The 22,109-nt window shown below is 60.7% G+C and carries 17 protein-coding genes, 1 tRNA gene and 2 rRNA genes (1 of these 20 only partly in view); 10 read left to right on the forward strand and 10 right to left on the reverse strand.

Translation table 11 applies throughout. The features are described from left to right. A complete protein-coding gene (locus IHQ71_RS23155) occupies positions 1-1,278 on the reverse strand; it encodes a glutamine synthetase family protein (protein WP_258158766.1) in 1,278 nt (425 codons plus the stop codon). A 20-nt stretch (positions 1,279-1,298) separates the two neighbouring features. After that, complete coding sequence (locus tag IHQ71_RS23160; protein WP_258158767.1) at positions 1,299-2,561, reverse strand: cytochrome P450; 1,263 nt, start codon at positions 2,559-2,561, stop codon at positions 1,299-1,301. A 106-nt stretch (positions 2,562-2,667) separates the two neighbouring features. Here IHQ71_RS23160 and IHQ71_RS23165 point away from each other — a divergent pair, with 106 nt between their 5' ends. Continuing rightward, positions 2,668-3,381: a type 1 glutamine amidotransferase gene (locus IHQ71_RS23165; RefSeq protein WP_258158768.1), complete on the forward strand. Its 714-nt coding sequence runs from the start codon at positions 2,668-2,670 to the stop codon at positions 3,379-3,381. A 13-nt stretch (positions 3,382-3,394) separates the two neighbouring features. Here the strand turns inward: IHQ71_RS23165 and IHQ71_RS23170 are convergent, their stop codons facing one another. Further along, on the reverse strand, positions 3,395-4,051 hold the full coding sequence (locus IHQ71_RS23170; protein ID WP_258158769.1) for a GntR family transcriptional regulator: 657 nt from the start codon (positions 4,049-4,051) through the stop codon (positions 3,395-3,397). A gap of 126 nt (positions 4,052-4,177) precedes the next feature. On the opposite strand from IHQ71_RS23170, the gene IHQ71_RS23175 reads away from it, so the two are divergent. From IHQ71_RS23175 to IHQ71_RS23210, 8 genes are all read left to right on the forward strand, one after another. Then, a complete protein-coding gene (locus tag IHQ71_RS23175; RefSeq protein ID WP_258158770.1) occupies positions 4,178-5,284 on the forward strand; it encodes a class II histone deacetylase in 1,107 nt (368 codons plus the stop codon). A 105-nt stretch (positions 5,285-5,389) separates the two neighbouring features. Then, positions 5,390-6,640 (forward strand): ABC transporter substrate-binding protein, encoded by a 1,251-nt coding sequence (locus tag IHQ71_RS23180; protein WP_258158771.1) that lies wholly within the window; start codon positions 5,390-5,392, stop codon positions 6,638-6,640. Between the two features lie 11 nt (positions 6,641-6,651). After that, positions 6,652-7,383, forward strand: coding sequence for an ABC transporter ATP-binding protein (locus tag IHQ71_RS23185; protein WP_258158772.1), 732 nt, complete (start codon positions 6,652-6,654; stop codon positions 7,381-7,383). Further along, positions 7,376-8,074, forward strand: a complete 699-nt coding sequence (locus IHQ71_RS23190) for an ABC transporter ATP-binding protein (protein WP_258158773.1) — start codon at positions 7,376-7,378, stop codon at positions 8,072-8,074. Before IHQ71_RS23185 ends, IHQ71_RS23190 begins: the two co-directional genes overlap by 8 nt. Position 8,075: 1 nt before the next feature. Beyond that, entirely contained in the window at positions 8,076-9,005 is a 930-nt protein-coding gene (locus IHQ71_RS23195; RefSeq protein ID WP_258158774.1) for a branched-chain amino acid ABC transporter permease, read from the forward strand. Beyond that, complete coding sequence (locus tag IHQ71_RS23200; protein ID WP_258158775.1) at positions 9,002-10,519, forward strand: branched-chain amino acid ABC transporter permease; 1,518 nt, start codon at positions 9,002-9,004, stop codon at positions 10,517-10,519. Before IHQ71_RS23195 ends, IHQ71_RS23200 begins: the two co-directional genes overlap by 4 nt. Before the next feature lie 4 nt (positions 10,520-10,523). Continuing rightward, a complete protein-coding gene (locus IHQ71_RS23205; RefSeq protein ID WP_258158776.1) occupies positions 10,524-12,833 on the forward strand; it encodes a LamG domain-containing protein in 2,310 nt (769 codons plus the stop codon). A 104-nt stretch (positions 12,834-12,937) separates the two neighbouring features. Then, the gene (locus IHQ71_RS23210; RefSeq protein ID WP_258158777.1) at positions 12,938-13,915 is read left to right on the forward strand and encodes a LuxR C-terminal-related transcriptional regulator; all 978 of its coding nucleotides are present in this window, start codon (positions 12,938-12,940) and stop codon (positions 13,913-13,915) included. 34 nt (positions 13,916-13,949) lie between these two features. Here IHQ71_RS23210 and IHQ71_RS23215 read toward each other — a convergent pair whose 3' ends face one another. The 3 genes from IHQ71_RS23215 to IHQ71_RS23225 all read right to left on the reverse strand — a co-directional run bounded on the left by IHQ71_RS23215 (position 13,950) and on the right by IHQ71_RS23225 (position 17,584). Next, complete coding sequence (locus IHQ71_RS23215; RefSeq protein ID WP_258158778.1) at positions 13,950-14,747, reverse strand: SDR family NAD(P)-dependent oxidoreductase; 798 nt, start codon at positions 14,745-14,747, stop codon at positions 13,950-13,952. 163 nt (positions 14,748-14,910) lie between these two features. Next, positions 14,911-16,305 (reverse strand): APC family permease, encoded by a 1,395-nt coding sequence (locus tag IHQ71_RS23220; RefSeq protein WP_258158779.1) that lies wholly within the window; start codon positions 16,303-16,305, stop codon positions 14,911-14,913. 88 nt (positions 16,306-16,393) lie between these two features. Continuing rightward, positions 16,394-17,584, reverse strand: coding sequence for a nitrilase-related carbon-nitrogen hydrolase (locus IHQ71_RS23225; RefSeq protein ID WP_258158780.1), 1,191 nt, complete (start codon positions 17,582-17,584; stop codon positions 16,394-16,396). 294 nt (positions 17,585-17,878) lie between these two features. On the opposite strand from IHQ71_RS23225, the gene IHQ71_RS23230 reads away from it, so the two are divergent. After that, positions 17,879-18,565, forward strand: coding sequence for a helix-turn-helix transcriptional regulator (locus IHQ71_RS23230; RefSeq protein ID WP_258158781.1), 687 nt, complete (start codon positions 17,879-17,881; stop codon positions 18,563-18,565). On the opposite strand, the gene IHQ71_RS23235 is transcribed toward IHQ71_RS23230, so the two are convergent. The 4 genes from IHQ71_RS23235 to IHQ71_RS23250 all read right to left on the reverse strand — a co-directional run. After that, the gene (locus tag IHQ71_RS23235; protein WP_258158782.1) at positions 18,543-18,692 is read right to left on the reverse strand and encodes a hypothetical protein; all 150 of its coding nucleotides are present in this window, start codon (positions 18,690-18,692) and stop codon (positions 18,543-18,545) included. The two genes, IHQ71_RS23230 and IHQ71_RS23235, sit on opposite strands and share 23 nt — an antisense overlap. Positions 18,693-18,844: 152 nt before the next feature. Continuing rightward, a tRNA-Met gene (locus IHQ71_RS23240) sits at positions 18,845-18,921 on the reverse strand. Between the two features lie 233 nt (positions 18,922-19,154). Continuing rightward, a 5S ribosomal RNA gene (gene rrf / locus IHQ71_RS23245) occupies positions 19,155-19,269 on the reverse strand. A 273-nt stretch (positions 19,270-19,542) separates the two neighbouring features. Then, a 23S ribosomal RNA gene (locus tag IHQ71_RS23250) occupies positions 19,543-22,109 on the reverse strand (it continues 232 nt past the right edge of the window).

A 22,109-nucleotide genomic window follows, 5' to 3' on the forward strand; every position in this document is an offset into this window, starting at 1 on the left:
TTAGACGTAATGGATGTAGAAATCGCGGCGGGCATCATCGTCTTCGAGCTTGCCAACCTTCTCGATCTCGTCGCGCTTGATGAAGATGTGGTTCTCGCAGAGCAGGCGGCCGACGGCATCCATCAGCACGCCATCCGTCTCCAGCTCGTCGAGCGCTTCGCCAAGCGTGTCCGGCACGCCGTCCACGGCGTCATGCGCCGTCATGCAGTCGGCGGTTTCGCGCGGCGGCAGCGGGTATTTGTTCACATAGCCCAACCGGGCGGCCTGCAACGTCGTGGCCACCAGCGTATAGGGATTGGAAGCGCCATCGCCCATGCGGTGTTCGAGCCGCGCCTTGGGGCCGCGCTCGGCCGAGATGCGCGTCGTCACGCCGCGATGGTCTCCGCCCCAGTTCCGCCAATAGCCCGAAAGCGACGACGGACGGAGCCGCTGATAGGAATTGATGGTGGGTGCCGCCAGCGCCGACATCGAGCGATGGTGATGCATCAGGCCGGCGATCGCGCCCTCCGCGACCGGGCTCAGGCGATCGGGCTCGCCGACCGCATTGTTGCCCTGCTTGTCCTTGAACGAGAAATTGACATGCAGGCCGCTACCGCCCTTGGCGAGGATCGGCTTCGGCATGAAGGTCAGCACGATGCCGAATTCGAGTGCCGTCTCGCGCGCCAGCTGGCGGAACAGGAAATTGTCATCGACCGCCTTGAGCGCCTTGTCATATGTCAGCGTGAACTCGAATTGCGGCGTGTCGAATTCCGAGGTCATGGAGTCGATATTGAAGCCGCGCGCCGTTGCCCGCTCCCAGATCGCCTGCGTGAAACCGCGCGGATCGGCGAAGGGGCCGGTCGAATAGACATAGGCCTTGGGCGTGTCATAGGGCACGAGGCTGCCATCGGCATTCTGCTGGAATGCGAAGGCCTCTAGCTCCAGCCCGATCATCGGCTCGAAGCCAAGCTCCTGCCAGTCCTTGATCGCCCGCTTGAGAGCATGGCGGCCGCAGGCCCCGAACGGACTACCTTCCTCCCAGAGATCACCAACCACGACTCGCGTGCCGGGCAGCCAGTCAGCACGGATGTCTTCGCCGCGATAGCGGATCTCGATGTCGGGCAGATTTTCGAGAACCTTCGATCCCGGTGCCGGGATCAGGTCCTTGTCATAAGTCACCCCGAAAGTGGACTGACAGATGCGGGTAGCGCCGTCGCCGATCTTCGAAGGCGGCAGGAACTTGCCGCGCGCCAGATTGAGGTGATCGCAGAACAAGACTCTCAACCGATCCTGTGTCATGGCATGTTCCCTTTTTGTTTTCAGTTGAGTTCGACGGCCACGGGCATCGACTTGATGCCACCGATGAAATTGGACCGAAGGAATTGATGCGGCTCGGTCTGGCGCATGCTCTTCACGCGCTTGGCAAATTCCTGGAACAGGCAGCGCACTTCGAGCCGCGCCAGCCACATGCCGAGACAGACATGCGCGCCGCCCTGGCCGAACGCCATGTGGCGATTGGGCGAGCGCCGGAAGTCCACCTCGTAGGGACGGTCGAAGGCTTCTTCATCGCGATTTCCCGACGCAAACCAGAGCAGCACCTTGTCACCCTCACGGATCGTCTTGCCGTGCAGCTCGATATCCTGGGTGGCGGTCCGCCGGAAATAGAGCGTCGGCGACGCCCAGCGGATCACCTCGTCGGGCATGGTCTCCCAGAGGCTGTCGTCACCCGTCTGCAATTCCTTGAGGAGGTGCGGATGGCTGGCGAGCGCATGCAGCCCGGCGGAGATCGAGTAACGAGTCGTGTCGTTACCGGCGGCGACGAGCAGGCAGAAGAAGTTGCGGAACTCCTCCTCGCTGATCACATTGCCCTCCTTGTCGGGCTGCAGGATGAGGTTGAGAACGCCTGATGTATCACCCTTCTTGCGCTTGTCGTGCATCAGCCGCTTGGCATAGTCGAAGAGTTCCGCGCCGGCCGGTGAGCGGAATGGCATCAGCCGGTAAGCGTCGGTATCGGCCTTGTCGAGCACGAGATCGGTGAAATCGGAATCGGTATTGGCGATCAGCGCGTCGCCCTTTTCCACCAGCCATTCGAGGTCTTCGTCCGGCGTGCCGATGATCTGTCCGAGCATCCGCATCGGCAGCTGCCGCGCCACCATCTTGACGGCATCGAACTCGCCGCGCGGCAGAACCTGATCGAGGATGTCGTCGCAGATCCTGCGAATCTGCTCTTCGAACAGCGCCACGACCGGCTTGGAAAAGGCCTTGGCCACCAGAATCCGGACGCGGGTATGATCGGGCGGATCGGTTTCCTGGAAGGTCCGGCGCGCCAGATATTCCTCATAGGTCTGGTCTTCCATGCGAATGCCGCGTGCGGATGAGAAGACCTGGTTGTTGCGGTTTGCCTCGAGGATATCGGCGTGGCGCGTGAGCGCCCAGAAACCCTTGCCGCCGGCGTAGTCGCACCAGGCGACGGGATCTTCCCGCCGCATGCGGGCGAACGTGTTGTAGGGCGCTCCGTTGACGAATGTATCGTGACTCGACAGGTCGGCGTGACCATCGTCGGCTGGCGTGAAAACCGTCATCGCAAACCCTCCTTTTTGCCTTTGAAATAACAATTACACGTGTTAAGTATATTTACAAGTGCCTTATGCACACATTAATCCCGGCCCCGCATGCAATGGATTTGCCATGACTCGACGCATCGCCATCCTGCTGACCAGCACCGACACATCGGATTTTGCCAAGCGCCATCCTGATGACGGGCAGAAATTCACCACCCTGCTGCAGCCGCTACGTCCAGACTGGCGCTTCGATGTCGTCAGCGTCAAGGACGGCGTGTTCCCTGATGCCGTCGACAGCTATGACGGCTATGTCATCACCGGCTCACCGGCCTCGGTGAACGGGCCGGAAGACTGGGTGGCGCGGCTGATGTCCTTGATCCGCGACATCGAGGTGCGGCGCATCCCGATGTTCGGCGCCTGCTTCGGCCATCAGGCGATCGCGGTCGCGTTGGGTGGATCGGTGACGAAATCGGATAAGGGCTGGGGCCTGGGCACCGCGCCCACCCATTTCGATCAAAAAGCGCCATGGATGGAGCCTTTTCGCGATCACCTCGTCCTGTTCGCCGCCCATCAGGAGCAGGTGCAGGAACTCCCTGATGGCGCCGAGATCCTCGGCGGCGACACCTTCTGCCCGATCGGCGCCTATCGGATCGGCGACCACGTCTTCGCCACGGAATACCATCCCGAGATGACCCACCGCTTCATCGCGGAGCTTCTCGACGAACTGGATGGCAAACTCGATGCCGATACGCTCGACAAGGCGCGGGCCACGCTCGACAGCCCGGCCGAAGGGACGTTCTTCGCGCAGTGGATCGTCAATTTTCTCGAGTATCGGGGCTGATCAAGGCCAGACTCTAAGCGCGCGACAGAACCGCGATCAGGTCCATCGCCGTCACGCTGTCGAACATGACATGCGCCACCATCATCTCTTCCGCCGCCGCCGAATCCCGATCCATGATCAGCTCGGCGATCTTGCGATGCTCCAGCGCCGACTTGGGGATCGATCCCTTGTAGCGATAGCGCGCCCGGTAATAGGCGAGCAGTTTGCGGGCGTTGATCTTGATGGTCTCCAGCAGCACCGGATTATGCGACGAGGTCGCGACGAGACGGTGGAAATTGAGATTGGCGAGATAGTAGCGGTCCGGCTCGCCGTCGCCATGTTCCGCGAGATGGTTTTCGCAGTCACGCACGGCCTGTTCGAGCGTCCTGCCATCCTCCGCCGAGAGGCGGCGTGCCGCGAGGCCTGCCGCATGGCCCTCGAGCTTGGCATGAACTTCGAGGATCGCGAGGAATTCCTCAAGATTGGGCTTGAACACCTCCGCCCCGCCGCGCGGCTTGCGCCTGAGGATGCCTAGTGCATCGAGCTGCAGCAGCGCCTCGCGCACCGGCGTGCGGGACACGCCAAACTGAGTGACAAGCGCCTTTTCCTCCAGCACATCGCCGGGCATCAACCCGCCCTGCTCGATTTCGCGGACGATATGATCGACGATCTGATCGGTTTGGCTTCCCATGTGCCCATCTTATGTATTTTTTGTGTGATGATGAATATACAAAAACGTATCTCCTAGTGCAATTGCATCATGGATGCCGACCGCCGTTCGTGAAAGCTTAATCCCAACTCTGGGAGGAGCTTCAGAATGGCCACGGCATTTTACTTCGACGAACGCTGCCTTTGGCACACGACGGGCGAACACGTCATCATCGCGCCGGTCGGAGGTTACCTGCAGCCGCCCTCCAGCGGAGGCCATGCCGAGAACCCCGAAACCAAGCGCCGGCTGAAAAACCTCATCGAGGTTTCCGGCCTCGGCGATCATCTCGAATGGCGCAAAGCTGAGCCGGTGACCCGGGCCGAGATGCAGCGCATCCACACGCCGAAATATCTCGACGAATTCAAGCGCCTCTCCGATGCAGGCGGCGGCAATGCCGGCTACTATTCGCCCTTCGGTCCCGGCTCGTTCGAGATCGCTGCGATTTCGGCCGGTCTTGTGAAGCGCGCGGTATCGGATGTCTTCCATCGCCGGCTCGACAATGCCTATGTCATATCCCGCCCGCCGGGCCATCATTGCCTGCCGGATGCCTCGATGGGCTTCTGCCTGCTGGCCAATATCCCACTGGCGCTCGAAGCGCTCCGCGCCGAAGTGGGCCCTGTCCGGGCAGCCGTGGTGGATTGGGACGTGCATCATGGCAACGGCACCGAAGCATGCTTCTATGATCGCGACGACACGCTGACGATCAGCCTGCATCAGGAAAACTGCTTCCCGCCGGACCAAGGCCGAGCCGAAGCCCGCGGGACGGGCAAGGGCGAAGGCTATAACCTCAACATTCCGCTTCTTCCCGGCGGCGGCTACCAGGCCTATCTCGACGCGTTCGACCTGCTGGTGACGCCTGCTCTGCGCGCCTTCAAGCCCGAGATCATCGTCATCGCCTCGGGCCTCGACGCCAATGCCTTCGATCCGCTCGCCCGAATGCAGGCGCATTCGGAAACCTTCCGCGCCATGGCGTCGAAGATCAAGGCGCTTGCGGACGAGCTCTGCGGAGGACGCCTGCTGGCCGCGCATGAGGGTGGTTACTCCGAAGGCTATGTGCCCTTCTGCGGGCTCGCCCTAATCGAGGAATTCTCGGGCCATCGCACCCCGGTGCAGGATCCGTTCCTCGATATCCTCACCGCGCAGCAACCCCCGGCCGATTTCATCGCCTATCAGCGCGCGCGGCTCGAAAAGCAGGCGGCAAGCCTCGGCTTCTGACAGGCCGCATGGTGCATTTGCATCATTTACAGACGGCCCGATCAGCGGCCTCATGACGAAAAACAAGGGTGAACCGGCAAACAGCCGAAAATGGGAGAATGCGTTATGGACTTCAATCGTCGTCAATTTCTGTTGAGCTCGGTGGCGACCTTTGCCGTCGCCTCGCTTTCCACGCCGCTCCTGGCCGCCGACCCGATCGTTATCGGCGTTCCCACGGCGAAATCCGGTCCCGTCGGCGTCGCCGACCAGGCTGACTGGCTCAACGGCGTCACCATGGCGGTCGAGGAAATCAACGCCGCCGGCGGCGTCAACGGCCGGCCGCTCGAAACCCGCGTGGTCGACATCGACCTTTTGACCCCCGAAGGTACGGTCGCGGCCTTCCAGAGCCTCGTCGAGGGCGGCGTCCAGGCGCTCGCCCATTCCTTCGCCATCATCCCGCAGCCCGCGATGGACGTGGCGGCTTCGAACGGCGTGCCCTATCTGAACGGCAATACCAGCCAGGCCAGCCTCGACCTGATCAAGTCCAACCCGAAATACCACAACATTTTCCAGATCGATGTTGCCGAGACCTATTACGGTGCGGGCTTCGTGAAGTTCCTGTCGAACCAGAAGGCTGCGGGCTGGAAGCCGAAGAACAACCGCATCCATATCGTCCAGGAGCAGATCGGCTATACGCAGGTCATCTCGAAGGCGACCCAGGCAGCAATCGCCGCCACGAATGGCGAGTGGGTGCAGGGTCCGATCACCGACATCCAGTTCCCGGTGCAGGACTGGACACCCGTGATCCAGGCCATCAAGGAGGCCGACTGCGGTGTCATCATGATCGACCACTGGGTGGCGGCGGAACTCGCGAGTTTCGCCCAGGCCTATGTGCTGGATCCGACGCAAGGCTCGCTGGTCTATCTCCAGTACGGCCCATCGCAGCCCGAATTCCTCGATCTCGCGGGCGAGGCTTCCGAGGGCTTCATCTGGGGTTCGGTGATCGGCGTCTACGCTGACGAGAAGGGCAATGCCTTTCGCAAGGCATATCAGGAAAAATATCCCGGCACGATGGGCATGGTCTATACCGGCTCCGGCTATGACACCATCCACATCCTCGCCGAGGTCTGGAAGACGACGGATCCGAAGGACTTCGATGCCGTCGGCAAGGCGATCAAGGCGATCAAGTATCGCGGCGTTTGCGGTACCTACACATTCGCCACCGACACCAATTCGCCGATCAGCTATCCGACCATGACCGACGATGCCGACTCCGCCCAAGCGCATCTGATCTTCCAGGTGCAGGACGGCGCGCACAAGATCATCTCGCCCGCCAGCCTCAAGGAAGCTGACATGCGGCCCGCTCCGTGGATGTAAGCGGAAGAGCGATGTCGGCTGACGCAACCATCTTCGGCTGCCGGGGGATCGGAATATCCTTCGGCGGCCGGGCTATCCTGCAGGACGTGACGCTATCCGTCGCCGCCGGCGAGGTCCTCGGCCTCGTTGGCCCGAACGGAGCCGGCAAGACGTCGCTGTTCGAAATCCTCTGCGGTCGCTACACCGCCGAAAGCGGACAGGTTTTCCTCGGGGATCGCGACATCACCCGCATGTCGGTCCACGACCGCGCGCGGCTTGGGCTCGGGCGGACCTACCAGAGCCCGGTCGTGCCCGGCTCATTGACGATAGCGGAGACCTTCCGCGCGGCGCGCTATGCCTACAAGCCCTACAAGACCCGAATGGATGCCGAACGGGCTTGCCATCTCGCCAATTTTCGCCAGCCATGGGACCGTGTCGCCGGTTCGCTCGACACGTTCGACCGCCGCAAGCTGCTGCTCTCCTGCCTGCTGATGCGCCATCCCTCGGTGCTGTTGCTGGACGAGCCCGCCTCGGGTCTGATCAATTCCGAGATCGACGAACTCGACCTGATCATCCGCCGCCTCGTCGACGAATATAATATCGGCGCGATCCTGATCGAGCACCGGCTGGAGCTTCTGTCGGCCATCGCCGATCGTGCCGTGGTTCTCGACATGGGGCTCGTCATCGCATCAGGCACGCCGCGCGATGTGTTCCGCGATCCGCGCGTGCTCGCCGCCTATTTCGAGGAACCCGCCCATGGTTGATGTGTTGAAAGTCGAGGGCCTGACGGCGGGATACGGCCCCCTTCGCGTGCTTCACGACATATCCTTCAAGATCGCCGAGGGCGAACGCATAGGCCTCGTAGGCCTGAACGGTCACGGCAAGACCACGCTGTTTCGAGCCATCTCCTCACAGGTCGGCTGGCAATCGGGGTCGATCCAGTTGTTGGGACTCGAGGTCGGCGGAAGCCGCTCGACCGGTCCAGGGCGGTTGACGCCGGGCATCGTCCGGGCCGGGCTGGCCATGGCGCCGCAAGGCGACGCGATATTCCCGGGCCTCACTGTCGCCCAGCATCTCGATTGCGGCGCCTATACGCCGACCGCCTGGCGCGAGCGAAAACAACGCCGCGAGATGATCTTCGACATATTCCCACCGCTCAGGAAACTCGAGCATGCCCTGGTCGGCCGCCTCTCGGGTGGCGAGCGGCGCATGGTCAGCGTCGGCCGTGCCCTGATGGTGGAAGCCAAGCTGTATCTCATCGACGAGCCATCGCTGGGGCTGGCGCCAAAAATTTCCACCAGCGTGATCGAGGCGCTGTTTTCCCTGCCGCAGGATGGCCGTGCCATGATCATCGCCGAACAGAATGTGGCACTTCTGTCAGGACGCGTCGACCGGATGGTGGGCATGCATGCCGGCCGTCTCCGGGGCGACGTCGGACATGTGAGCTTGCATTAAGATGGACCTCTCGATCCTCCTCGTTCACGGACTTTCGCTGGCCGCCATCTACGGCCTGATGGCCATCGGCATCAGTCTGCTCTGGTCGTCGATCGGCATGATCAACATGGCCCACGGCGCCTCCTTCGCCGTCGCCGGCTATGCAGCCTGGGGCGCGGCCGAAGTTGCCAAGCCGCTGATCCTCGCCACCCTGGGCAAGACCTTGTCCGGAACGATCGCCATGGCGGGAGTCTGCCTGTCGGCTGGCGCGCTCAGCGGGGCGATCATGGGCGGGCTTATCTATCTCCTCGCCTTCCTGCCCATTCACGACAAACCGAATTTCGCCGTGCGAAGCCTGATCGTCACGCTCGCGATCAACATGGCGACAGTCCAGACCCTGCTCTGGGTGTTCGGACCGAAGCAGAAGAACCTCCCCAAGATCTTCGGCATGGGCAGGATCGAATTCCTCGGCCTCTCCGCCCGCTACGACCAGCTGGGAACGATCATCGGAACCACCGTCATCCTCGGCCTGCTGCTTTTCTGGCTGAAGGTCAGCCGCAAGGGGCTAGAGATCCGCGCCATGATGCAAAACCCGGAAGGAGCGGTGCTGTCGGCGATCTCCGTCCGCTGGACGGCACTGCCCGTGACCATGCTGACAGGTGCGTTGGCCGGCCTCGCATCGGTGTTGCTGTCGCAGACCATCTTCGTCTCGCCGACGTCGGGCGCCGTGCCGCTGATCAAGGGACTGACGATCGCGCTGCTCGGAGGGCTCGGTTCGGTTCCCGGCGCGGTGGCGGGTGCCGTGATCATCGGCTTCCTCGAAGCCATTATCGGCGCCTTGCCCTTCCTCGGCCAGCGCTACGTTCTGTTCGGAACCTTCCTCTTCATCATCGCCGTCCTGATCATCCGTCCGCGCGGAATCGGCGGGCTTCTGGACAAGGCGCGTAAATGACCGAGAAAAAGCTTTTCGAGATCGGTCAACGCCCGCAGGAAATTGCTCTGCCGGTGTCGGGCAGCGAGCCGCTCGACCGCCGCCGCCTGCCGTTCACGCGGCGCCACCTGCTGAAATGGCGCTCGCGGCTGAACCCCAAGACGCTGAAGCAGGAGCGCCTGCTGGCGGACAAGAAGCCGTTGTGGTGGACCATCGCGCTGGCGCTGCTCGCCCTGTCCGCGCCGTTCCTGTCGAATTCGGCGCTGACCATCGTCTCGATCTTCTGCATCTTCTCCGCGATCAATGTCCTGTGGACCCTGATCATCGGCACCGCCGGCATCTTCAGCCTGGCGACGCTCGCCGTGGTCGGCATCGGCGGCTATTGCGGCGCCGCGCTCAACGTCTATCTCGGCCTGCCCTGGCCCCTCATGTTCCTCGCTGGCGGGATTGCCGGCTTTGTCGCCGGCGGCCTGCTCGCCCTGCCGTCGACGCGGCTCGATGGACTCTATTATGCTCTGCTGACCATGGGTGTCGCCGAGATCTGCCGCGTCTTCGTCCAGCAGCTCAAGCCGCTGACGCCGTATAATGGGTCGATCAACAGTGTCCAGGGCTTCATCCCGAAAGACTGGATGCTGCAGCGTCCGGGATTGCTGATCGGTTTCGCCGGTGCCTTCGTGCTGCTGCTGCTGGCGCTCCTGACCTTCCGGATCGTCAATTCCGAACGGCTCGGCATGCTGCTGCAGACCGCCCGCGAGGACGAGGACTTTGCCCAGGCTTCCGGCATCGATTACCGCAAGGCGCGCATGCAGGTGTTCTGCATCTCCTCGGCCGGGCTCGGCGTCATCGGCGCCTTCTACGCCCAGTTTTACGGCTCGATCTCGCCGGCAATCTTCTCGCTCGACCAGTTGATGCTGCTGTTCGCCATGATCGTCATCGGCGGGCTCGGCCGGGCGGAAGGCGCGGTGATCGGTACTGCCATCGTCGTCCTGATCGACAAGGGTCTCCTTGAGATCGGACCGCTCCGCATTCTCCTCGTCGCCGCCATCATGCTGCTGGTCACGCTCTGGACCGACAACGGCATTGCCGGCGCCCGTGAACAGTTCCGCCGCTGGCGCCGCCGCAAACAATCAGAGGCGCGTGCGCGCCGTACCGAAAAGGGGGGCGACGTCATGCCCGAAGAAGCCATCGAAATCCACGACAAGCAGGCGATCTATTATCGCCGCTTCGACAAGCGGCTGCGCGATCATCTCAAGACCCTGATCACATCCGAACTGATCGAGGAACATCGCCTTAATCCGCTTGGCCAGCATTCCGACGGGCTTTCGCGCGTGCTGAATTATTTCCGGCGCGGCGACGTCGCCGACAAATATGCCATAATCCGCCAGTCCGGCCAGTTCCACGCCTACAAGATCGTCGCGTTCTCGGGCGTTCGCGGCGCACCGCCGCGCCTCGTCGATGACAAGACCTATGACGGCATCAACGAGGCCTATCACGCCGTGTTCCTTCTGCGCCTGAACGACTTGATGGAAAGCTGATCCCATGACCAATACCCGCATTTTCGGCTATGCCGATCCTCTCTGTGCCCGCGCGGGCGGGACGGTCGATTTCATGATCTCGGTCGAGGGACAGGACCACGTGACCGCGAGCCTGGTCCGGGTCATCCATGGTGACGAGAACCCGGAAGGGCCGGGCTATGTCGAGCTCCCGACAGACCTCAAGCTTCCCGCATCGATCCCGGCCGAACGCCAGTTCACGCAGCTCGGCAGCTTCGCCAACGCCGACGATCCGAAGGGGCGGCTGGACAAGCTCTCGTCCTTCACGCTTTTCGCCCATTTCCAGCCCACCGCGCCAAAGGCGGAACGCCAGCAGATCATGGGACGCTGGGCCATCGACCGTACCATGGGCTTCGGCCTCGGCATCGATCCGGATGGACATGTCGCGCTCTGGGTCGGCAACGGTACTGACGTCGACGAGATCCGGACCGAGATCACGCTGGTGCCGCGATGCTGGTATTTCATCGCCGCGTCCTTCGATGGCGCGACGAAGAAGGCCGAACTGCATCTGATCAATTGCGTCAACGCCTGGAACAGCCGGATATCGACCGTCGTCCCCTTCGAGGCCGACAGCTGGGTGCGTGAAAGCCTGCGGGTGGCACCGGCGGCAACGGGCGGGGAAGCGAGCTTCAGGCTGGCTTCGGCCACCGCCTGGAACCCGACCCGCGGCCATCATGCGAGCCTGCTCTATAACGGCAAGATCGACCGGTCAGGCGTCTATGAGCGCCCGCTGTCCCGGACGGAGATCGAAGCGCTGGCAGGCGGCGCTGAACCATCGCCGGAAGGCCTCACAGCCTATTGGGATCCGACCGCGAACCTCGCGCGAGAAGGCGTCGGCGACACGATCGCCGACACCGGCCCGCATGGGCTCCACATGCAGGGTGTCAACCGTCCCGTTCGCTGTATGACCGGCTTCAACTGGCGGGGCGAAGAGAGTTATCGCCTTGCGCCGGAGACGTTTGGCGGCGTGCACTATCATGACGACGCGCTGACCGATTGCCGCTGGCAGAAGACTTTCTCGCTCGACCTGCCCGACGATCTCAAGTCCGGTGTCTATTGCCTGAAGATCGCGGCCGGCAATGGCACCGATTCCGTCCCATTCATCGTCCGTCCCAAGACGCCGAAGGCCAAGTTGGCCCTGCTGCTGCCGACCTTCACCTACCTCGCCTACGGCAACGAGCATCTGTCCTACGAGGCTCCGATCGCCCAGGCGATCACGGCGCACACACCCGTCCTGAACGAGGAGGATCTCGAATACAAGAAGCTCGAGGAATTCGGCCTCTCCACCTATGACCACCATTCCGACGGAGCGGGATGCTGCTATTCGTCCTGGAAGCGCCCGATCATCACGCTGAGGCCACGCTATCGCCTGCCGGCGATGAATTTCCCGTGGTCGCTGCCAGCGGACCTGTCGCTGATCTGGTGGCTGGAGCATGCGGGTATCGACTATGACCTGATCACCGACCATGACCTTCACGCCGAAGGGCTCGACTGCCTCAAACCCTATCGGACAGTGATGAACGGCACCCATCCCGAATACTATTCCGAGGAGATGATGGATGCGACAGAGGCCTATCTGAGAGAGGGCGGTCGGGTCATGTATCTCGGTGGCAACGGCTATTATTGGGTCACGGGCACGCGCAAGGACGAACCGCATTGTATCGAGGTCCGCAAGCTCGATGCCGGTTCCCGCGCCTGGCAGGCGGAACCCGGTGAGGGATACCTCGCCTGTACTGGCCAGCGTTCGGGCCTCTGGCGGTCGCGTGGGCGGGCGCCGCAGAAGGTCGTAGGCCTGGGCTTCACCGCCGAGGGCATGGATGCGAGCCAGCCGTTCGAACGGATGCCCGACAGTTTTCACAAGCGTGCCTCCTGGATTTTCGAAGGCATCGGCGACGATGAATTGATCGGCGATTTCGGCCTTGCCGGCGGCGGCGCGGGCGGCATCGAGATCGACCGCTACGAGCTCGGCCTCGGAACACCGCCGCATACGCTGCTTGTTGGATCGACCTCCGGCCATTCCGACAACTACCCGCTCGTGTCCGAAGAAGTCACCTATGCTTTTCCCGGACGGGGCGGCACCCAGGACGCCCAGGTGCGTGGCGACATGATCCTGTTCACAACACCAGAACACGGCGCCTGCTTCAGTGTCGGCTCGATCGCCTGGAGCCAGGCCCTGCCCTGCCACGGCGGTGAAAACAATGTGGCCAAGATAATGCTAAATGTGTTAAATGCTTTTCTGAGAGAAGGAGCGCTGCCCGGCAGCCAATATACCGGAGACGAAAAGCTCTGGCGCTGAGGTTTCAGCCGATGAACCGGGCCTGCTTTCCGGATGCGGAAGGAGTTTCGAGCCGACCCGACAGGGCGTCTTGCCGAGGGTCTGGCCTGCGGTCTGGGGGGCCTATGGGACTGGGAATAGCCAGCTTTTCGCGTTTCATCACCGAGATGAACCATGAGGCGTCTCATATGCGGGCCGAAGAGCTCGCACGATGGGCCGTTACTGAACTCTCCGTCGCACTGGGTTTCGACGCTGCCTGGTATGGCTGGGCGAGACTTCATCCGGCAGGCGTCGATGTTTTCGCCAATGCAACACACCAGCTACCGGACGATTTCTTTACGACATGGCAGCGCATGGCCGACCAGGATCTGCTGGCCCGATCCAAGATCGAACACCCCCGGCACGCAGCGATCTATAGTCGCAAGCAGCGTCAGCAGACCGACGGAATGGCGGATCTCTCTGATCGTTATGGATTGACCCGCATGACGACCGCGATGGAGAATCCAAGCGGTGGGTTGCCCAACTTTTATCTCTCGTCCTACCGGGTGGGTAATCGCGCGAAGAGCTGGAGCCCCGAGGAATGCGAGTTCCTGCAATGTGCCGTTAGCCATCTTACTGCCGCCATGAAACTTTCGACGGCGGAACCCGGTCGCGCCGCCGTGCCTGGTTCGGTGACGATCCTCGCTTCGAGGGATGGCATAGGCTTTCTCTGTCTCGACGCACTCCGGGAGCAGTTCGGCGATGTATGGCCGCGCTGGACCGGCGACAACCTTCCGGAACAACTGGCCTCCCTGATCGGCCATCCCGGCACCCATGTCCTGACGGATCGCAACCTGGTCGTATCGGTCGAAACGACGCCCGGCTTTGAGGACATGGACCTTCGCCGGCTGACGTTGCGCCGCCTCAACCGCTTCGATCTCCTGACCCGGAGAGAGCGCGAGGTCGCGCGCGAGCTGGCAGGCGGAAAGAGTGCCAAGGAAGTCGCCCGTCATCTCGGCCTTGCGCCTGCAACGGTGCGCAACCAGACGCAGTCGATCTACCAGAAGCTCGAAGTCGATAATCGCGCGGCGCTGGTAGCAGCCGTGCCGGCCGGCACAGGCTGATCGCACCGCGCCGCCGGGACTTTCGATTCCGGTTTCAAGTTTCGACGATCTTGTCGAAGAAGGTCATACCGACATTGGCGATCAACGAGCCGCCATCGACGGGCAGGACCGCGCCGTTGACGAAGGAGGCGGCAGGCGACAGAAGCCAGGCAATGGCCTCGGCTGCTTCGTCGGCGCTGCCCGCGCGGCGCTGCGGAACATCTTCGCTGACCTTGGCATAGGCACCCTCAAGGTCTTCGGCGATATTCATCGTGGCCATTTCCTCATCGCCCATTTCGGTGCGGATCCAGCCGGGTGCCACGATATTGGCGCGCAGGCCGTGGCGAGCATGTTCATAGGCGATAGCCTGCGTCATCAAGGTGAGCCCGGCCTTCGAAGCGGAGTAGGCGGCGAGGCCGGGACCGGTCTGGACCGCGCCGACGGAGCTGACCGAGACGATGGCGCCCTTGCGCTCGAGCAGGTGGGGCAACGCCGTCTGCGCCAGCACGAACGGACCGGTCAGGTTGATCGCCAATTGCTGGTTCCAGTCATAAATCGAGGTCTGGGCAAAGGGCTTGGTAATGACGATGCCTGCATTCAGCACCAGCCCGTCCAGTCTGCCGAAACGCGCGACCACATCGCCGACGAGCTTGGCGGCTGCAACGGGGTCGCCGACATCGGCGACAAACGGATAGATGCCGTCGGCGCGCCTCGCGACCGCATCCAGCGCGGCACCGCGTCGGCCGCAGATTGCGACCTCATGATCGCCTGCAAGCCGCAAAGCAGTCGCAAGGCCAATGCCGCTGCCCCCGCCAGTGACCAGAACAACCGGTTTTCCTTTGTCGGGAATCACGAAGGCCTCCACTTAAATTACCAGAAAATACATATAGTTGAGTGATGATGACGATGACTGGTGGATGAAAATGCTGGGTGACATCCATTCCAGATGTCACCCAGCAATAGCTCCTCTTCAGGGGGAGAGGGATCCGTCTACACTGGCCGGCGCGGTCACCCCATCATGCACGCGAACCGACGGCGGCGATCCGTGAGCGCGGTGCAACGGCAATGCCGATCATCGCCGCTACCGGAATGATCCAGGGTGCATAGTCCAAAAGCCCCAGGCTGCCCGTCAGCGTCGAATAATTCCTGACCACCAGTATCGCCGCGATGGACAGACCAGCAGTGGCAAGGAGCGCGATCACCAGGTTCGGCATCGAACCGGCTTCCTGTCGTGTGCGCCAGGTGAAGACCACGACCGAGAGCGATGTCGCTGCCTGCAGCAGGATGATGCCCAGTGCCGCCAGACCAAAGGTGCTGGAAAGCACGGTCATCAGCGGATCGGCATTGCTGATCGCAAACAGCGCCGTGAACACCACGGAGATCACCGTAACCGCGACGCTGGCAATGTGAGGGGATTGCAGCTTCGGGTGAAGCCTCGCGAGCGCCGAGGGCAACATGCCTTCCCGGCCGAGCGCGAACAGATAGCGCGACGCGGCATTGTGCAAGGCAATGGTTGCCGCCAGCGCACTGGTCACCATCAGGAATTCGACCGCCACGGTGAACGCCGGATGCATGTAGAGGCCGAACGCCCGGAAGATCAGGGTGCCGGGATTCTCGCCCGCCGCCGCGACGACCTTGTCCTCGCCGAAGGCAATGATGATGCACCACATGGCGATCGCGTAGAAAACGGCAATGAACAGGACGGCGGCAATCAGAGCCCGGCTTACCGTGCGATGGCCATTCCGTGCCTCGTCGCTGTAGATGGCAGCGGACTCGAAACCGAGGAAGGAAACGAACGCGAACATCAGGCCGACGCCGATCGAGCCGCTGAAAATGTTGGACGGGATGAAGGACCCGAATGTCACGCTCGCGGGGCTGGATGGCCAGAAAACCGCCAAGACCAGCGCGACGAGGATCAGGACTTCGAGCGTCAGCAGGACCGACAACAGGCGCGCACCGAGTGTGATCTCGCGATATCCAACGAGACCGACGACGACGATTACGAGCGCCCCCCAGACCTTCCAGGAGATATCCCAGCCCAAATTCTCCACGAAGAACACGTTGGCGAAGAAGCCGAACCCGGCAACACTGCCAACCACCATCATAAGGTAGACGACAATCGCCACGAAGGCGGCGGCACCGCCGGCACGCGCACCCAGGCCGTGCCTCACATAAGCGTAGAAGGCACCCGAATGGGTGACATGCGGGCTCATCCGCACGAAGCCGATGGCAAACAGGATGAGCACGATGCCAGCGATCAGATAGGAAGCCGGCATTCCGACGCCATTGCCCAGGAGCACGCCGAGCGCGCCATTGCCGGCGACGGCGGCCAATGGCGCAGCGGCGGCCACCACAAGAAAGAAAATATCGAGCGTGCTAAGACTACGCCTTGGTGATGATGCGGTTGACATGATTTTATTGTCCCAGTTGGTTTCGCGGGTCCGCTCATAGGTCTCGCCTTTGTGTCGCGGGCCGATGTGGAGGAATGCCTGTCTTCGATCAGCTGTTGTGCCAAGGTCGCCACATGACCTTGGCGTCATTCCAGTCGTCCTCCCCCTCAGGCGCGGACGGCGTGTAGCGGGCGCCCGGCACCTCGTGCGCCGGCAGAGTCCAGCTGCCACGTTCGACAAGACGCTGGATGTTCGCGCGGTAGATGTCATCCACCTTGGCGTGACGTTGGGGATCGCGCTCGAGCCAGAGATTACGGGGGTGGATCGGTTTCTCGTACATCTTGGCAAACAGCTCCGTGCGGAGATCCTTCATCCAGTTGGAGTTGAGATTCATCGCCCGGAATTGCCGCAACGCCTCGATGTCGATCAGGCTCGCCACCATTGTGTTGGCGCCGCTTGACGCATAGGAGGCAATGTTGCCGCGGTAATCGACGATGTGACCGTTGCCGCCGGCGATATCGATCGGATGCTTGGAGCTCGGTGAGAGATAGACCGGCCCGATATTCGGGCACAGCATATAGACGCTGTTGAAATCGGCGTGTGCCCGGTTCTGGATCATCCAGCTACCGCCGCCGGGATAGCCGGAGCCTGTCATCGGCATGGCTTCTGACGGCCTGTAGACCACCTCTGCGCCGTTGAAGGCGAGCGCCCGGACGGCTTCCGGATATTCTCCGTCCGAGCAGCAGATGGTACCGATATTGCCGATATCGTCGGTCCGAAGCACGGGATAGAACGCCTCGATCCCGTCACCAAAAAGCTCGACCCAGCGGTCGTAGACGTCATGCGGCGTGCAGCTGCGCTCGCGGCACCAGATGTGGTTCTTGGCGGCACGATGCACGACCTCGCCCTTGCGATCGATGACGAAGAGCGTGTTGAAGAAGCGATCCTTCATCACGTCGGGCCAACGCGCTTTGCACTGGCCGATGATATAGGTGTCGTAATGCCGCGCGAGCTTGCCGAGTGCCTCGGTTTCCTCACCCGGCAGGTCTATGAACATTTCCTTCGCGGCCGTCACATGTGGAACGTCGAAGATCTCGTCGGTAAAGCCCGTCAGCGCGCCTTCGGCAAGAGCCACGACCCGCACCGGCGCATTGATCGAGCAGATGGAGATCGAGGCGTGTATGGCTTCCTCGATCGTTTCGAGATTGTGCCGGATGTGTCGTCGTTCGGCGATGCCGGTCACAATGGTCGACAGGCCGATTGCCATATAGGGTGCGACATAGTCGGGGCGCTTGTTCATGTGTTTCTCCGTTCGAATTCGCGGGAGATCGTCGGCACTGCACAGGCGCTGTCGCGATATGTCCTGGCTGCGTGGCGAGGCGGACATTGTCAGGTCGAACTCGCCGCCTGACTTCCCCACCCCTTTAGCTCCCGGCACAGATTAGAAAAATCGCGGCGGGAGGGATATGATACCGGGGTATTACACGCAAAAGGCACCAATCAGGTGAGACGCAGGCATCCGGGACCGTTGACACGCCGCCTGGGGTGCTGCTTCATTACAAGTGTATGACACAATATCGTGTATCGGCATGTTATGACCAAAACAGAAAACGCTTTCCCGCAACGAGACTTTGCAGAGCAGTTTCTGGGCGTCGTGGCGTCGGCCATGCCCCTGAGCGGCTGTTGTTTCTATCGGGTCAATGGCAGCCAGCATGTGCTGGACCATCAGTTGTTCAACCTGTCGCCATACTGGGAGCAGCGCTACTATCATCACTTCTGGCGTTTCGACCCGCTCCATCCCCGGCGCGTGATCAATATGCAGGCTCGGCTGCAGGTGCTTAGCCACGACATCGCCAGCCAGGATCCCGGAACTCTCGAATATTACGAGCAGTTTCTGAAGCCACAGAATACCGCCCACCAGACCGAACTGTACTTCCGGCTCGGATCGAGGATCGTCGCAGGCGCCTCCTTGCTGCGCAGCGATGCGGAAGGTGCCTTCACTGAGGACAATATCGGCTTTCTTCAGAAATTCATGGAATTCACCGAGCGCAACGTGTTTCCCACGGCTCCGGCGAGCATCACTACCTGGCAGGGCCTCACCGACATGACGCCGCGAGAACGCGAAATCGCTTCTCTCATCGGCGAAGCCTTGTGCAACAAGGAAATCGGCCGTCGCCTCAATATTGAGCTTCCCACCGTCAAGGCCCATGTGAGCCGGGTCCTGGCAAAAGCTGGCGCCCGCAGCCGAGCCGAATTCATCAAGAAGCTGCAATCGCACTAAATGCGAGCGTATCGAACGCCTCGCCGTGATTGGCCTTGCCGGCCGGACCAACCATCTGGTGATGGCGATGCAGATCGCCGTTGATGCGGAATTCGATACTTTCAAGCAATAGAACCTGCATGATCAACGCGCTTCAGCTTCATAGCCGGCGGTCGAATTGCATGCGCCGGGAGACATGCAACTGGACCGTGGCGATGCCCGGCGTGGTCGCGATCCGACGCCGCACGGTGTCGAGTTCGGCAACAAAAAAGCCGCCACATTTCTGTGACGGCTTTGATTTGGTTGCGGGGGCAGGATTTGAACCTGCGGCCTTCAGGTTATGAGCCTGACGAGCTACCGGGCTGCTCCACCCCGCGTAATTTTGAGCTGCCGAGCATTGCCCGGTCTTCTTTGTTTTGCCGGTCCTCGAAGTCTTTGGCTTCTGCGGGTCGGCGGGGGCTGCTCCACCCCGCGTAAGTCTTCGGACATTGGGTCCGGCTTATCTATGATCTTACAACGACAATGGGCCGCTTTGAGGGCGGCCCGTAGTATGTCCGGTCGTTGCCGGTTGTGATCGTTTGCTGAGAATGATTAGTTTTGCGTTTTGCAGACCTGGCAGCGACCTACTCTCCCGTGCCTTAAGACAAAGTACCATCGGCGCTGGGGCGTTTCACGGCCGTGTTCGGAATGGGAACGGGTGCGGCCACCCCGCCAGAACCACCAGGTCGGCAAAGCGCAAAGCTAATCATGAGAAGCTGGCGAGATCGCGGGCTTGATAAAGCTCCGCATCATCTCTTTGTTTATTTGAATGAATGCAGTGTTTTCACAATGTTTCTCAACAGCCTGCGATGGAATTACCCATACAGGCCGGTAGGCCGTCGCCACGCGTGTGGCGGAGCCCGTCCGGAGCGCTCTTTCGCGCGTCAGGACAAAGAAAGCAGATGATGTTCACCGGAGAAGGCAAAGCCTTCGCCGGAAGATGAACATTATCAATGAGAACGATGAAGTCTATCGAGCTATTAGTAACGGTAAGCTTCACATGTTGCCATGCTTCCACACCCGTCCTATCAACGTGGTCGTCTTCCACGGCTCTCAGGGAACACTCGTTTTCAGGTTGGTTTCCCGCTTAGATGCCTTCAGCGGTTATCCATTCCGTATATAGCTACTCTGCTATGCCCTTGGCAGGACAACAGATCCACCAGAGATACGTCCATCCCGGTCCTCTCGTACTAGGGACAGATCCTGTCAATATTCCTACACCCACGGCAGATAGGGACCGAACTGTCTCACGACGTTCTGAACCCAACTCACGTACCGCTTTAAATGGCGAACAGCCATACCCTTGGGACCTGCTCCAGCCCCAGGATGCGATGAGTCGACATCGAGGTGCCAAACAACCCCGTCGATATGGACTCTTGGGGGTCATCAGCCTGTTATCCCCGGCGTACCTTTTATCCGTTGAGCGATGGCCCTTCCACGCGGGACCACCGGATCACTATGACCGACTTTCGTCTCTGCTCGACTTGTCAGTCTCGCAGTCAGGCGGGCTTATGCCATTGCACTCGACGAACGATTTCCGACCGTTCTGAGCCCACCATCGCGCGCCTCCGTTACTCTTTCGGAGGCGACCGCCCCAGTCAAACTACCCACCATACACTGTCCCGGACCCGGATGACGGACCGCGGTTAGACATCCACGAAGATAAGGGTGGTATTTCAAGGATGGCTCCACGAGAGCTGGCGCCCTCGCTTCAAAGCCTACCACCTATCCTACACATGCCTTGGCGAATGCCAGTGTAAAGCTATAGTAAAGGTGCACGGGGTCTTTCCGTCTGACCGCAGGAACCCCGCATCTTCACGGGGAATTCAATTTCACTGAGTCTATGTTGGAGACAGCGGGGAAGTCGTTACGCCATTCGTGCAGGTCGGAACTTACCCGACAAGGAATTTCGCTACCTTAGGACCGTTATAGTTACGGCCGCCGTTTACTGGGGCTTCGATTCAAAGCTTGCACCTCTCCTCTTAACCTTCCAGCACCGGGCAGGCGTCAGACCCTATACGTCGTATTGCTACTTCGCAGAGCCCTGTGTTTTTGATAAACAGTCGCTACCCCCTGGTCTGTGCCACCCTACTGCACTTGCGTACAATAGGGTCACGCTTCTTCCGAAGTTACGCGTGCAATTTGCCGAGTTCCTTCAACATAGTTCTCTCAAGCGCCTTGGTATGCTCTACCTGACCACCTGTGTCGGTTTCGGGTACGGTCTATACGGTGGAGCTATTTCCTGGAACCGCTTCCCTGCCCAATCAATCCAATAAGACTGAACAAGTTACGCAATCCGTCACTACCACCAGGCCCACGAATATTAACGTGGTTCCCATCGACTACGCATTTCTGCCTCGCCTTAGGGGCCGGCTAACCCTGCTCAGATTAACTTTAAGCAGGAACCCTTGGTCTTTCGGCGAGGGAGTCTCTCACTCCCTTTATCGTTACTCATGTCAACATTCGCACTTCCGATACCTCCAGAGGCCCTCACGGGTCCTCCTTCACAGGCTTACGGAACGCTCCGCTACCACGTACACTTGCGTGCACATCCTCAGCTTCGGTGCATGGCTTTAGCCCCGTTACATTTTCGGCGCAAAACCCCTTAATTAGACCAGTGAGCTGTTACGCTTTCTTTAAATGATGGCTGCTTCTAAGCCAACATCCTGGTTGTTTTGGGAGTCTCACATCCTTTCCCACTTAGCCATGACTTGGGGACCTTAGCTGGAGGTTAGGGTTGTTGCCCTTTTCACGACGGACGTTAGCACCCGCCGTGTGTCTGCCGATTAGTACTCCCCGGTATTCGGAGTTTGGTTAGGATCAGTAAGACGGTGAGTCCCCATAGCCCATCCAGTGCTCTACCCCCGGGGGTATTCGATCGACGCTCTACCTAAATAGATTTCGCGGAGAACCAGCTATCTCCAGGTTTGATTGGCCTTTCACCCCTAACCACAAGTCATCCCAATCTATTGCAACAGATGCGGGTTCGGTCCTCCAGTTGGTGTTACCCAACCTTCAACCTGCTCATGGCTAGATCACCTGGTTTCGGGTCTAATGCAACAAACTAAATCGCGCTATTAACACTCGCTTTCGCTGCGCCTACACCTACCGGCTTAAGCTTGCTTGTTACACTAAGTCGTTGACCCATTATACAAAAGGTACGCAGTCACCCTTGCGGGCTTCCACTGTTTGTAGGCAACCGGTTTCAGGTTCTATTTCACTCCCCTTGTCGGGGTGCTTTTCACCTTTCCCTCACGGTACTTGTTCGCTATCGGTCATGCACGAGTACTTAGGCTTGGAGAGTGGTCTCCCCATGTTCAGACAGGATTTCACGTGTCCCGCCCTACTCAAGGACAATGAGTGTTCTACATGTACGGGGCTATCACCCGCTAAGGCCGGACTTTCCATTCCGTTCCATTTTATTCCTCATTGCCACTGGCCTGGTCCGCGTTCGCTCGCCACTACTAACGGAGTCTCGGTTGATGTCCTTTCCTGCAGGTACTTAGATGTTTCAGTTCCCTGCGTT

Origin of the sequence: Rhizobium sp. TH2 (assembly GCF_024707525.1) — a bacterium.
Lineage (GTDB): Bacteria > Pseudomonadota > Alphaproteobacteria > Rhizobiales > Rhizobiaceae > Rhizobium_E.